We start from the raw sequence: 12,819 nt of genomic DNA, 5'->3' as shown, positions 1-12,819 counted from the left end.
CACGCGCGCCGGACACGCCCGCACAGGTTCGAGGGTGACACTTCCCGCGGTTCCGCAGGCGATCGGCTCCAGTCCTTCGGGCCGGTGGCGGCGGGCGGTAGGTCGTCGGGGCCGGTGGCATGGAACGTGCCGGCTGTCTACGGGGCGTGTCCACCGGTGGCCGTGTCCGTGTGGGCCGAGCTGCCGGCTGATCTCAGCCCAAAGGCCGGGTTCGGCCCGTCCGGTACCAGTCCACCCGGCGTAAGGCCGCCGATCAGGAGGACCGCGAGGGCGGCGGTGACCGCCCACTGTTCGCGTGTGGTGAGGTCGGGCTCGCCGATGTGATCGCGTCGTCCGGTGAATCCGGTGAAGAACCAGCGTACGACCGTCGCCCCGTTGGCCGCTGTCGCGACGGCGAGCGCCACCATCAGCAGCGAGGACGATTCCCGGGTTCCTTCGATCAGGAGGTCCTCGCCGACGAATCCCAGGGTGGCCGGGAATCCGACGACGGCGAGCCCGAGTAGCAGGAAGGCGACGGCGAGTTTCGGGGTGCGGGCGAAACTGCCACCGGCTCCGGTGAGGGTGATGGGCCCCCGGCGTGCCTCGGTGGCCGACAGCACCATCAGGGCGCCGGCCATCCCAATGGCGTAGGCCTGCCAGGCCAGTACCGCCCCGGCCACGGTCGTCGGTGACGCATTCGCGATGCCGCACGCGACGATTCCGGACACGCTGACCGTGACGGCGCTCAGCCCGCGCCGGGCGTCGGGCTGGACGAGCCCGAGCAGGGCGCTGAGCAGGGCGGACACCGCTGCGATCACGAGGAGTCCGGTCCCGGTCGCCGGCATGCTGTCGGCGAGGAGCAGCATCGGCGCGGTCGGACCCGTGAGGAACACGACGACCAGACCCATCGGCGCTGATTCCACCAGCCCGGAGACCCACAGGTGCAGTGGCAGCAGGCCCAGTCGGGCCGTGGCGGCGGCGATGATCGCCGCGGTGCCGATCGTGCCCGCCCGTCCCGACCCGTCGCCGATGGCCAGGACGGTCACGCCGAGGGCGGCCAGCGTGACACCGAACGCCTGGTGCAGGGCGAACAGCCGGGCCGGTCCTCGCGAACCGAGGCGATGGCGCAGGTCACGCCACATCGCGGCGGACGCCAGCGCCCACAATGCCACGATCACGGCCGGTTCGCCGGTCGCGGTGGCCGCCAGCCCGGTGGCGAGCACCATCAGGACGTGGATGAACGTGCGCGGGGTGTGCGTGCGTACCGGCGCCAGCGCGACCGCGACCAGGCCGGCCAGCCCCGTGGCCACCGGTGTCCAACGGGCCCATCCCGTCGTCAGGGTGGTCAACGTGCCCCAGCCGACGCCGGCGAGCGCGTCGTCGACGAGTCCGGCCAGCGGGACGCAGATGACGATCGCCGCGAGCGCGGTGCCTGCCCAGCCTGTCGCCGCCGCCCGTGCCCGCCGGGCGTCGAGGCGTCGGTGGGCCAGATCGCCCGCGCCGAGCAGGAGCAGGACGGCGGCCAGCAGCGGGCCGAGCGACACCGTCATCATTGCCCCCTGGGAGCGACGCCGTCCGCTGGCGCATCCCGGCCGGCCCCTTCGCGGACCGGCGCACTCCTGCTGACCGGGCCGCCGGCCGCCGTGCCACGCGCCGCCGTTGCACCAGGGACGGTGATGGTGCGGTTGCCGAGGGTCAGGCTGAGGGTGGCCACGCCGGGGGTCGTGCCACCGCGCGCACCGCCGATTCGGTCGGCCGCGCGCCGCTGGCCCTCGTCGACGGCCCGCAGCAGCCGCGCGATCGGGGCGCACAGGCGGCGCAGCCAGACGTCCAGATAGCCGCGTTCGAGCGCGTACCGGTACAGCCGTGGCTGCCAGCGGGCCGGGACGAGCCGTTCGAGATGCCGGCCGGCGTGCGGCAGCGTCCGCCCCATCGCCTGTTCGAGATGGTGCCGGTCGTGCAGCAGGCTCGGTGAGCGCAGGATCTGCGCGCTGCGCACCGCCGCATGTCCCAGGATGTGCGGGATGGCCAGCAGGTACAGGCCCAGACCGATCTCGGCGACGATCAGCCCGACCTGCGTCATGGAGGCGTAGGCCAGGGCGCTTTTGATGTCTGACTGCACGCGGCCGACCACGGTGGCGTGCAGGGCCGTCGCGAGACCGAGCAGGACGACGACCACCCGGGCCGCGGGCGCGCCGTCGAGCAGGGCGTGGGTGCGTAGCAGCAGGTACGGTCCGAGGTGCACCGAGATCGCGCCGTAGAAGATCGCGCTGGACGGGGTGGGGCCCTCCATCGCCCGAGGCAGCCAGCCACTCGCCGGCACCAGTGCCGACTTGCCGACCACGGCCAGCACCAGGAGCAGCGCCACGATCGTCGCGCTTACCGCGGAGGCCGGCACGGGGACCTGCGCCCAGTCCGTCCAGCCGGCCTGGCCCGGCCAGCCGGTCGCCGGCGCGGGCGGGCTGGCCAGGTCCACCGATCCGGCCGTGCCGGCCAGCAGCGCGGTCCCGGCCAGCAGCCCGACGTCGCAGGCCCGGTAGGTCAGGAACGCGCGCAGCCCGTGCCGCACCGGTCCACGCCGTTCGTGGAAGAAGGCGATCAGCAGGGCTGAGGACATCCCGACCAGCTCCCAGCCGACGAACACGACGGCCAGACTGCCGGCGAGCACGACCAGTTCGACGCCGGTGCCGAACAGCGTGAGCAGCAGGTAGAAGCGGAAGAACCCGGGCTCCCGGTGCAGGTACCGGCTCGACAACGCGCCGATCAGCCCGATCAGCGTCGCCGCGGACAGCGCAAACGGGACGGACAGCCGATCGGCCACCAGGTGCCAGCGCCAGGCATGGCCGGGAGCGGCGAACCAGGTTCCGACCTGAACGTCGATCAGGTCGCGCCCGGTCAGCAGGAGATCGACACCGAGAGCGGCCGTCGCGAGGACGACGGCACCGAACACGATGGCCACGACCGTCACCGCGGCCCGTTCCGACCGGCGGTGACCAAACCACAGGGCGACGGCCTGTACGGCGACCCCGGCGGCCGGCAGCACGACCGCGGCCAACAGCAACGCGGTCATCACCCCGCCATGCGCGCCCCCGGACAGGTTGGTCGTGAGGGCGTGCCTCATCCCGCGGGGCGGGGGTTGACCGGCGGTGTGCCGAGAACCGCGGCGCATCCGAGATGTTCACGACGGCCGGCGTAGAACTCCGCCGAACGGGTCACCACCGGCAACGTGAGATCGTCCGGGTGGTGCCGGCGGAACGTGCCGTCGACATACAGATGGATGTCGGGTCCCCGCGGATCCCAGGCGGCGAGCTGAATCCACCCTCCCGAGGCGAGCCGATCGAGTCCCGGATTGTCGCGCAGCAGGCGGGAGAGGAGTTCTGGCTCGGCCTCGGCGATCACCAGCAGGCGCATCGGCTCGTGGATCTCGACCATCTGCCAGGGCAACCCGGTGCGTAGGTCGGAGGCATGCCCGTCCATGACGCCGACCAGCGCGGTGATGTTGTGCGGCAGCTTCGTGCCGCTGCCGTAACCCACCGGATCGACGAAACTGAAGTAGTACTCCAGGTTGATCCCCGCGCCGACCGGGCCGGCCGACAGCAGCAACCGGGTGAGCACCTCGCCGTCCGGGTCCGTCCTCGGATCGTAGGAGACGAGGAAGGCGCGGCGGTCCAGATACAACCCGCGGGTGCGGGATCGCCGTCCGATCACACAGACGGCGTTCGTGGCGTGCCCGTACTCCGGCCGTGGCTGGCCGATGTCCCGGGCGTGCTCCTGGACATGGGCCAACGCCTGTTCGGCGTCGAGGTCGATGGGCGCGGACTCGAATCGCCGGCACCGTTCCTGCGCGTCCAACCGGCGGGCCGCGTCCATGGCCGCCTGGACCCGGTCCAGCGCGGGGCGGAACCGGCCTGGCACGAGATCGGTGTCGAGGTAGTCGATCGACTCGTCGCACGTGTTGTGGTAGGCGCCGATGAACCAGATGCTCGGATCCAGGCGGATGCCCCGCTCGGCGAGACTGTCGCGAACTCGGGGGTGGTTCGCCATCGCGGCGAACACCCGGGCGTTCGGTCCACCCTGGCCGCCACCGGTGGCACCGCAGTCGTGGGCCGCTTCGTGCGGATTGTTCAGGCTGGACGATCCGTGACCGACGATCAGAACGAGCTGCTCCGCTGTGACGGTTGTCGTGGCGGTGCCGGTCAGGCCGATGTTGGTCAGCATCGCGTCGACGATGTCGGTCATCTCCGCGACCGTGTAACCCAACCGCAGCGGCGCCGACCCGACCCCGGGCACCAGCGCACCGGATGCCGTGCCCGGTGTCGCGGGCATCGTCGCCGAGGTCGGGTCGTCCTCGAGATGCTCGATGTCGTCCGGGCATTCGAGGACGAGTCTGGTGCGCGGTCGCGGCGCCACCCGGTGGTGGACGTGACGTGCCCAGTGTTCGGCCGTCCGTGGAAACAGGCACCGGCCGACGAGCGGCACGGCCGATGCCAGGCCGGCGACCGCGGTCAGGGCCGCACCGCGGCCGAGGGTTCCGCGGGCCGTCGACATGGCGTGGCCGACGTGTCCATAGCGGCGCATGGCAAGGCGGTAGGCCGCGTGCTCGGTCTCGTCGACGGCCCGCTCCACGACGAGATGTCGAGGGGTCGTCGTGACTGGGCACAGCGCACGCGGCCGGACGTCGTCCAGGCCCTGGTAGGCCATGGTCACGCCGAAGAATCCGGCGGCACCGTAGGTGCGCACCGCCGGGCAGTGCTCCTCGAGATGCCGACGCAGTGATTCCTCCCGCTCGTCCATACAGAAGACCGCGTGGAAGTCCGTGGGCGGGGCTTCAGGATCGGTGGCCGGAGCGGAATTCCGGCCGTGCGCGCACAGCGCATCCAGGACGATCATCCGGTACCGGCGTTCATATGCCTGGTGCAGGAGCCAGCGTCGGCGCCGCTCGTCGAAATCAGCGACCGCCCGCAGCCAGGCGCTGGCCCACCGGTCCTCGGTGAGCAGACCGAGATCGACGTCCACCAGCTGGGCCAGCACGAACGCCTCGTACACCAACGCCGTGTCGATGGCGTGGTCTGACGGTGCGGGCGAGTCGAGCGACGCGGACGATGGGACCGGGCCGAGGGGGCCGAGATCGGCCGGCTCCGCCCCGGGGCCGACGCGTTCGGTCAGCACGTACCGGGTGGCGAACACCTTGAGCAGGAGTTGCACGGCGAGGAAGTCGACGAGCCGTGCGGGGGACGGCTGCACCGGAACCCGGTCGGGCCGAATCTCGAACTGGCGCACCATGCCCGCCCAGCCGCGCAGCGACAGCAGGTTCGCCCGGATCGTCGCCGGCCAGACCGACTCGGGTAGCTGCAACGCACGAAGCGCCCACAACACGGTCCGTGTCGCCGTCCATCCCTGCGCCGCCTGCTCGCGAAGAACTACATCGAGCCCACGCCAGACCGGGTCCGGCCGACCGCCGGGCAGGCTGAACAGCCGCCGGAAAACGCCCAGCAGACCGTCCTCGCGCTGCGGCATCTGCCAGTACGCGATACCTTGATCAAGAAAAGCGGAGCACAACCGAATCAGCACCGGATGCACGAACTCATCCGTGTCCACACCCAGCAGGCGCAGAATCTGGTCGCGGCGCCGAACCGGCGCGGCAACGGCGGGTGCTGGCGGGCGCTGGCGTTCCAGGGTCTCCCATACCTCGGCCAGGAGCCGAGCCTTGGGCATCGGCTGACCGGGCAGGGCCTGACCGTGTCCTGTCCACCTGGGGCGTCCCCATCGCCCGGCGGTCCGGGCAGCGCCTCGCCGGGACGCGCTCCGCGCTGCTTCGTGGCGGCCCGGGCTGTTGTGGCGCGGTCCACGACTGCCCGTCGCGGGGCGGCGGACCTGGGCCTGACGCTGACCATCCGGACGGCCGGACGCAGGGGAGCCGGCGGTGTCGGGGAATCCGGGGGTGTCCTGGCCACCGCCGCCGCGCGCCTCAAAGATCCGTCCGGCCTGGCGCCGGAGCGCGGCCCGGCGGGCGTCGTCCACCAAGGGGTGGCAGCGATGACGGGCGTCGTCGTCCTCCAGCAGCCAGCGCAGCCCGGCGCCGTGCGGGATCTCAAACAGGGTGGTGAGACGCCGACGCCGAAACTCGGCCAGAGTCGGCCCGCCGGGTACCACCTCGACGTCGCCGTCAACCTCGTCATGGGGGGCAAGTACGGCGCGTACGTCGTCCTCACGGATCCGGCCGCTGCGCAGGTGCTCGGAGAACGCCCGCTCGGTCTGGAAGGGCTGCGTGCCCAACAACTCGGAGGCGTGCACGACGCCGTCCTGGAAGGGGAGATCCTCGAATGCGTGCAGCGTGTTGTGATGCACGAAGAAGCTCAGCGGTGCTTGCTCGGGCAGAAGATGCGCGACGTCGTCCAGGATGCTGGCGACCAGGGACTCCGGATCGGTCTGCGATTCGGCCTCCGGCTGGGCGGGGATTGGTACTGCCGGACCGGCTGCGGTCGCCGGCGTCGCTGTTGTCTCCGTCGTCGTCTCCGTTCCTGCCACAGCCTGACTTTGGGCGCGACGAGCGCGCCCAAACGCGAAGCACTCGCCGGGCGCCGACGAATCGTCCGCAACGGTGGCCGCACCGACTCTTGCTCCTCCGTCGAGAGTAGTCGGCGCTGACCCGCGACTGGCGGTGGCGGCCACGGCGACGCGCGCGGAAGCGGGGTCGTCCGCACCATGAACCCCTCGACCATCGTTTCTGACGGTCCATCAGATTCGGTGGCCCGAATGCGCGCGAACGGTGCCGCGCGCGGCGTGCGCGGAGGATAGTGACCCCTATGATCCACGCCACTGGTTCCGCGCCGGCCGGCTGGACCGGCGGCGAGGCCGCCGCCTGGGACGCCGGCCCCGCCGCGGCGGATCCGGCGCCGCCGCCCGGCCAGGCCGCGAGCAGCGCGAACGCCTCCGGCACGACCTCGAACGGAACGACTCCGAAGGACCTGCCCACCGGGGGCGCCCTGGTGTCGCCGTCGGCCGCGCCGGACGTGTTCGCGCCCGCGCGGCTCGGACCCATCACCCTGCGCAACCGGGTGATCAAGTCGGCGACCTTCGAGGGCCGGACGCCCAAGGCGCTGGTGACCGACGATCTGATTGCCTATCACGTCGCGCCCGCCTCGGGCGGCGTCGGCATGACGACGGTGGCGTACTGCGCCGTCGCGCCCGAGGGCCGCACCGACCGCCACCAGATCTGGATGCGCCCGGAGGCCGTGCCTGGCCTGCGCCGGCTCACGGACGCGGTGCACGCCACCGGGGCCGCCGTGTCCGCGCAGCTCGGCCACGCCGGCCCGGTCGCCAACGGCGCCTCGAACCGGCTGCCGTCGCTCGCCCCGACCCGGCGGTTCAGCCCGTTCGGCTCGATGACCAGGGCGACCAGCACCGACGACATCGAGCGGATCGTCAAGGCGCACGCCGAGGCCGCCCGGTTCGCCGCCGACGCCGGCTTCGACGCCGTCGAGCTGCACTTCGGCCACAACTACCTGGCCAGCGCCTTCCTCTCGCCCAAGCTGAACCACCGCACCGACGGCTACGGCGGGAACCTCGAGGGCCGGGCGCGGTTCGCCCGCGAGATCGCCGCCGCGGTGCGGGCCGAGGTCGGCGGTCAGCTCGCGATCCTGGCGAAGCTGAACATGGACGACGGGGTCGACGGCGGCCTGTGGCTGGACGAGTCGGTCGAGGTGGCCCGCCTGTTACAGGACGACGGGTCGCTGGACGCGCTGGTCCTCACCTGCGGCAGCTCGCTGCTCAACCCGATGTACCTGTTCCGGGGGGACGCGCCGGTGCGCGAGTTCGCGGGCGCGTTCCACGGCGTGACGAGGGCGGGGCTGCGGCTGGTCGGCCCGAGGTTCCTGAAGGCCTATCCGTACCAGCCGCTGTACATGCTCGACCACGCCCGCCAGTTCCGGGCCGCGCTGACGATGCCGCTGGTGCTGCTTGGCGGCGTGACCGACAAGGCCGGGATGGACACGGCGATGGCCGAGGGCTTCCAGTTCGTCGCCATGGCGCGGGCGCTGCTGCGCGAGCCGGACCTCGTCAACCGGCTGCGCGCGAACGCGAGCACGAGGTCGCTGTGCGTGCACTGCAACAAGTGCATGCCGACGATCTACTCGCGGTCGCGCTGCGTCCTCACCGACCCCGTCTAGGGGGAGAGCTGGCGCGGCCGGCGGCGGGACGGGTCACGCCCGCCGATCGGCCAGAGGTCGCGGCTGGGGTGCTCGTCGACGTCCTCCATGATCCCGGTGGCCAGGGCGGCAATGGCGCCGACGAGGGCGACCGCCGCGCCGACGATCGAGATCGTCCAGGAGGCCATGCAGACGCCGACGGTCCCGACGGCGAAGCCGATGCTGATGATCAGCACCATGGCCCAGGACAGCGGCTTGGAGTGGTGTGGCGTGGGTAAGTCGCTCACCGGCGGCCCTTCACGGGTCCGTCCGCCCCGCCGGGCGCGGCGCGGTTACCGGCGATGATCGCACGGCCCGGCGGCTCCGGAGCCGGAATCGGGCCAGGTTACCGAAGACGACGAAGCGGCCCGCTCCCCGTCAGGGAACTAGGCCGCTTCGTTTGCCGGGCATCGGCCGGGTCTCGCGGTGGCCGGTTCGGTCGTCGATCGATGTCGGTCGTCGATCGGTGCTCGACCTCGGCGGTCAGGCCGGCTTCAGGCAGAGATCTGGCGCCGGTACGAGGCGTCGCGCCCGCCGATCGGCCAGAGGTCGCGGCTGGGGTGCTCGTCCACGTCTTCCATGATCCCGGTGACCAGGGCGGCGATGCCACCGAGGACGACGATGGCGGCCCCGATGATCGAGACCGGCCAGGAGGCCATGCAGACTCCGACGGTGCCGATGACGGTACCGATGGTGATGACCAGCACCATGACCCAGGACATGGGCTTGGAGTGGTGTGCCGAGTCGATGTCGCTCACCGTGGACCCTTCGTGCATGCGTCGCGCGCGGCCGGTGGGACGGAACACCGCCCCGCCGTGATGGTATCGGTCGCGCGCGGGCCATCCCACTGGGAGTGACATCCGCGACGCGGCGGCAGCCGACGAGTGTCAGACGCCGGTGGCCGCGGCGGCGAGCAGGACGAGGCCCGTCACGGCGGCGGCGGTGCGGATCGCGTTGAACCGGTCCCAGCGCACCCGGTGCCGCTCCCAGTCCGCCGGCGGCTCCTCCGGGCGCCAGGACGCCATCGCGATGTTGATCGGCAGGTCGCCGCGGACCGTGACGACGACGTTGACCAGCAGCAGGACGAACCCGACGCCCGCGAGCGCCGCCGAGGTGGTGGAGTCGTCGACGGCGGCGGTGACCGTCAGCGCGAGCGACGTGACCAGCGCCGCGAGCTGCAGCGGCACCATGAACCGTGGGTAGCTGGCGTCGAACGCCTGCTTGACGGTGATGTACGACGCCACCGGCAACGAGTGCATCGCCGGCCGGATCGCCACCAGCCCGACCGTCATCGTGCCGGCGACCAGTCCGGCCAGCACCAGGGCTACCACCGCGAGCGCGGTCATCACCGGGTACCTCCCTGTGCGCGTGGGCCCGGCCATGGCCATGAGCCGGATTCCTCACCGCGCACGCTAACGGGGCCCGATGGCGCACGGGCCCAGGAGCCCCGACGATCGCCCGGCAGCTTCCTGCCAGCGTGACTTGCGGCCAGGCAAGCCGTCCAGGTGGGCGGGCCGCGGCGACTGACGGTTACCCGGCTGACGGTTACTCGGCGAGCGGCGGGAGGCCGAGGCAGCCGCGCAGCACGTTCTCGACGGCGTCGGAACGAGCGTGATCGCCCAGGGATCCGGTGACGAAGGCATAGGCGTAGTGGCCGGACCGGCTGGCCCAGCCGAGGCTGCCGCCAAGGCCGCCCATGCCGAAACCGTCGCCGTCGACGCCGAAACCCAGCCCCCAGGCGTTCATGCCGCCCATGACCCGGTCGGGACCGCTGCACTGCGCCGTCGTGGCCTCGGCGAGCAGGTCGGGGCCGAGCAACTGGCCGGACAGCAGCGCGGCGTACAGCCCGGCGACGGCGCGGGCGGTGCCGTGCCCGTTGACCGCCGGGATCTCGGCGACCCGCAGCGCGGCGCTGTTGACCACGGCACCGTCCTGGATGCCGGGCGGGTTGCCGATCGCCCGCCGGTAGAGCTCGGGACGCCCGTCGGCGGTCCGTAGGCGGAACGCCGCGTCCAGCCCGGTGAGCTCGACGGCCCTGGCCTGCTCCGCGGGCGTGAGACCGACCGCGAAATCGAGCCCGAGCGGCTCGCACACCTCCTCGCGCAGGAACGTGCCGAGCCGACGGCCGTCGACGCGCCGGACCAGCTCGCCGACGAGGTGGCCGTAGAACAACGCCGACTCGCCGTGCGCCGTCCCAGGCGTCCACAGGGGCTGTTGGGCCGCGAGCGCGGCGCAGACCAGGTCCCAGTCGAACAGCGCCGCCGTCGGCAGCGGCCGGTCCAGCGTGACGAGACCTGCCTGGTGGGCCAGCACATGCCGGACGGTCGCTGGCGAGGCGAAGCCCGGCCAGTACCGGTCGACGCGGCTGTCGAGGTCGAGCTGGCCGCGTTCCACCAGCAGCAGCGCGCACACGGCGGCGAACGGCTTCGTCACCGAGTACGGCATGACGATGCTGTCGCGGTCCCACGGCGCCGTGCCGGCCGCGTCCACGGTTCCGCCCCACAGGTCGACGACCCAGGCGCCCTCGTGCCAGGCCGCCACGGCCGCGCCGGTGCCCGCCGCCTCGGCCAGGACCCGTTCGAACGCCACTCGCACCGGCTCGAAGCCCGGCGTCACCATGCCTCGCGCCCCGGAGGTGCCCGAGCCGCCGTCACCGGGTGCCTCCGCGGTGAGGCAGGCCGCGGTCTGGGCCGTCGTGACGTCGGCCGCGGTCGGGTCGGTGGCGATGGCGCCGCCCGCGGCTGCGGGCGCGGGAAGGGTCATGGCGGCGATTGTCCGTCCGAAACCGCGCGGGGGTGTCGTTTCCGCGTCTAGGGCGCGTCCCGGTTACGTAACCCAGCCGACACGTTGGCCCGTTCGGGCCGGCGGTGTCGTCACCGATCGTTACTGACTGTCGGGTGGGTGGCCTAAGCGGTCAGCAGCCGGGCCAGAACGGCGCCCGCCGCGCGGATATCGTCATCGTCCACGTCGAGATGGGTGAGCAGCCGCAGCGACGTCGGCCCGGAGGTGCCGACGAGCACCCCCGCCGCGGCCGCCCGCGCGGCGAAGTCCTCCGCGTCCGGGACCGAGACGAAGATCATGTTCGTCTCGACCAGCTTCGGCTCGACGCGGCCGGGAGCCGCGTCCGCGAGCGTCGCGGCGAGCTCGGCGGCGCGCCGGTGGTCGTCGGCGAGCCGATCCAGGTGGTGACGCAGCGCGTACAGGCCGGCCGCGGCGAGCACACCGGCCTGGCGCATCCCGCCGCCAAGCCGCTTGCGCCACACCCGGGCCCGGTCGATGTGCTCGGCGTCGCCGACGACGAGCGAGCCGACCGGGGCACCCAGCCCCTTCGACAGGCAGACCGACAGCGTGCCGAACAACTCGCCGAGGCGGCGCGGCTCCACCCCGAGGCCGACCGCCGCGTTCCAGATCCGGGCGCCGTCGCAGTGCAGCACCACGCCGGCGTCGTCGGTGATCTCCCGCAGCCGCTCCAGCCGGTCGAGCGGCCAGATCCGCCCGCCGGCGCGGGCCTGGGTGTTCTCCACGGCGACGACGCTGGTCGGGACCATGTTGTAGGTCTTCGGCGCGGTGCGCGGCCGGATCTGCGCGGCGAGCTCGGCGAGGTCCAACGGGCCGGCGAGCCCTGGCAGCGTCCGGGTCTGCACCCCGCCGAGCGCGGCGAGGCCGCCGAGCTCGTAGGTGACGATGTGCGCCTCGGCGTCGGCGATGATCTCCGTGCCGATCTCGGCGCTCGCTCGCAGCGCGCAGAAGTTGCCCATCGTCCCGCTCGGGACGAACACCGCGGCCTCGTGGCCGAGCAGGTCGGCCGTGTGCTCCTCCAGCGCGCGCACCGACGGGTCCTCGCCGTAGACGTCGTCGCCGACCTCGGCCTCGGCCATCGCTCGGCGCATGTCCGCCGTCGGCCGGGTCACCGTGTCGCTGCGCAGGTCGATCGCCATGTCTCGCACGATACGACCCACCCTGCGCCGCGCCGGTGGCCGACGTCAGCGACGGCGCCGCAGGGCCGCGAGGAAGCCACCCCCGTCGTCGTCGCCTGGCTGGCCGGGGTCCGGCTGTAGCTGCGCGCCCGGCTGGCCCGGCGCGGGGAACGCCGGGTCGCGCAGGGCGCGGGCCGCGGAACGGCGGGCGAGGCCGGTGAGCCGGTCGAGGTAGAGCGAGCCGGCCAGGTGGTCGGACTCGTGCTGCAGGCAGCGGGCGAGCAGGCCGGTGCCGGAGTACTCGACCGGCTCGCCGCGCGCGTCCACGCCGCGCACCGTGGCGCTTGCCGCCCGGGTCGTCGCGTAGTGGTGGCCGGGCACCGACAGGCAGCCCTCCTGGTCGGTCTGCTCACCGGGGCCGAGCTCGAGGACCGGGTTCGCGACGACCCGCGGTCGCCGCCGCCGTGGCCGGTCTGCATCGTCGGCGGCGTCGTCGTCCTCGTGCCGGTCCGGCCGGTTCGGTTGCCAGTCGGTGTCGAACACGAACAGCCGCAGGCCGACGCCGACCTGCGGCGCGGCCAGCCCCACCCCCGGCGCCGCGTACATCGTCTCGATCAGGTCGTCGACGAGGCGGCGCAGCCGGTCGTCGAAGTCCGTGACAGGGTCGGCGGGGGTGCGAAGGATGGGGTCACCCAGGACCCGGATCGGCAGGATGGTCACTCCTCCAGGATCCCAGC

Annotated in this window: 10 protein-coding genes; 1 reads left to right on the top strand and 9 read right to left on the bottom strand. The window is 72.7% G+C overall.

What is annotated here, in order from left to right; translation table 11 throughout:
* Positions 1–137 precede the first annotated feature (137 nt).
* The 3 genes from FRCN3DRAFT_RS46385 to FRCN3DRAFT_RS0226375 are packed head-to-tail and all read right to left on the bottom strand — an operon-like array spanning position 138 to position 6,507.
* On the bottom strand, positions 138–1,529 hold the full coding sequence (locus tag FRCN3DRAFT_RS46385; RefSeq protein ID WP_007509489.1) for a proton-conducting transporter transmembrane domain-containing protein: 1,392 nt from the start codon (positions 1,527–1,529) through the stop codon (positions 138–140).
* Positions 1,529–3,100: a proton-conducting transporter transmembrane domain-containing protein gene (locus FRCN3DRAFT_RS46380; RefSeq protein ID WP_007509490.1), complete on the bottom strand. Its 1,572-nt coding sequence runs from the start codon at positions 3,098–3,100 to the stop codon at positions 1,529–1,531. Before FRCN3DRAFT_RS46380 ends, FRCN3DRAFT_RS46385 begins: the two co-directional genes overlap by 1 nt.
* Positions 3,097–6,507, bottom strand: coding sequence for a DUF2309 domain-containing protein (locus tag FRCN3DRAFT_RS0226375; protein WP_007509492.1), 3,411 nt, complete (start codon positions 6,505–6,507; stop codon positions 3,097–3,099). The genes FRCN3DRAFT_RS46380 and FRCN3DRAFT_RS0226375 overlap by 4 nt, the downstream gene beginning before the upstream one ends.
* A 278-nt stretch (positions 6,508–6,785) precedes the next feature.
* Between FRCN3DRAFT_RS0226375 and FRCN3DRAFT_RS0226370 the strand changes: the two genes are divergently transcribed.
* Positions 6,786–8,147: an NADH:flavin oxidoreductase gene (locus tag FRCN3DRAFT_RS0226370; protein ID WP_007509494.1), complete on the top strand. Its 1,362-nt coding sequence runs from the start codon at positions 6,786–6,788 to the stop codon at positions 8,145–8,147.
* Here FRCN3DRAFT_RS0226370 and FRCN3DRAFT_RS0226365 read toward each other — a convergent pair.
* The 6 genes from FRCN3DRAFT_RS0226365 to FRCN3DRAFT_RS0226340 form a co-directional block, all read right to left on the bottom strand.
* Complete coding sequence (locus FRCN3DRAFT_RS0226365) at positions 8,144–8,413, bottom strand: HGxxPAAW family protein (protein WP_007509496.1); 270 nt, start codon at positions 8,411–8,413, stop codon at positions 8,144–8,146. The genes FRCN3DRAFT_RS0226370 and FRCN3DRAFT_RS0226365 overlap by 4 nt on opposite strands.
* Before the next feature lie 246 nt (positions 8,414–8,659).
* The gene (locus FRCN3DRAFT_RS0226360) at positions 8,660–8,923 is read right to left on the bottom strand and encodes an HGxxPAAW family protein (RefSeq protein WP_035929586.1); all 264 of its coding nucleotides are present in this window, start codon (positions 8,921–8,923) and stop codon (positions 8,660–8,662) included.
* 129 nt (positions 8,924–9,052) lie between these two features.
* Complete coding sequence (locus tag FRCN3DRAFT_RS0226355; protein WP_007509499.1) at positions 9,053–9,511, bottom strand: anthrone oxygenase family protein; 459 nt, start codon at positions 9,509–9,511, stop codon at positions 9,053–9,055.
* A 199-nt stretch (positions 9,512–9,710) separates the two neighbouring features.
* Positions 9,711–10,928, bottom strand: a complete 1,218-nt coding sequence (locus tag FRCN3DRAFT_RS46375) for a serine hydrolase domain-containing protein (RefSeq protein ID WP_007509501.1) — start codon at positions 10,926–10,928, stop codon at positions 9,711–9,713.
* Positions 10,929–11,071: 143 nt separating this feature from the next.
* Entirely contained in the window at positions 11,072–12,103 is a 1,032-nt protein-coding gene (locus tag FRCN3DRAFT_RS0226345) for a threonine aldolase family protein (protein ID WP_027140959.1), read from the bottom strand.
* 45 nt (positions 12,104–12,148) lie between these two features.
* Positions 12,149–12,802 (bottom strand): peptide deformylase, encoded by a 654-nt coding sequence (locus FRCN3DRAFT_RS0226340; RefSeq protein ID WP_007509504.1) that lies wholly within the window; start codon positions 12,800–12,802, stop codon positions 12,149–12,151.
* Positions 12,803–12,819 lie beyond the last annotated feature (17 nt).

The sequence above is a fragment of the Pseudofrankia saprophytica genome (genome assembly GCF_000235425.2).
Taxonomy (GTDB): domain Bacteria; phylum Actinomycetota; class Actinomycetes; order Frankiales; family Frankiaceae; genus Pseudofrankia; species Pseudofrankia saprophytica.
This window is presented reverse-complemented; position numbering and strand designations above follow the sequence as displayed.

Excerpts from the sequence above, each read along its gene's own strand:
- FRCN3DRAFT_RS0226355 (WP_007509499.1), bottom strand. The coding sequence starts at position 9,511 with ATGACCGCGCTCGCGGTGGTAGCCCTGGTGCTGGCCGGACTGGTCGCC.
- FRCN3DRAFT_RS46380 (WP_007509490.1), bottom strand. The coding sequence starts at position 3,100 with ATGAGGCACGCCCTCACGACCAACCTGTCCGGGGGCGCGCATGGCGGG.
- FRCN3DRAFT_RS0226370 (WP_007509494.1), top strand. The coding sequence starts at position 6,786 with ATGATCCACGCCACTGGTTCCGCGCCGGCCGGCTGGACCGGCGGCGAG.
- FRCN3DRAFT_RS0226345 (WP_027140959.1), bottom strand. The coding sequence starts at position 12,103 with ATGGCGATCGACCTGCGCAGCGACACGGTGACCCGGCCGACGGCGGAC.
- FRCN3DRAFT_RS46375 (WP_007509501.1), bottom strand. The coding sequence starts at position 10,928 with ATGACCCTTCCCGCGCCCGCAGCCGCGGGCGGCGCCATCGCCACCGAC.
- FRCN3DRAFT_RS46385 (WP_007509489.1), bottom strand. The coding sequence starts at position 1,529 with ATGACGGTGTCGCTCGGCCCGCTGCTGGCCGCCGTCCTGCTCCTGCTC.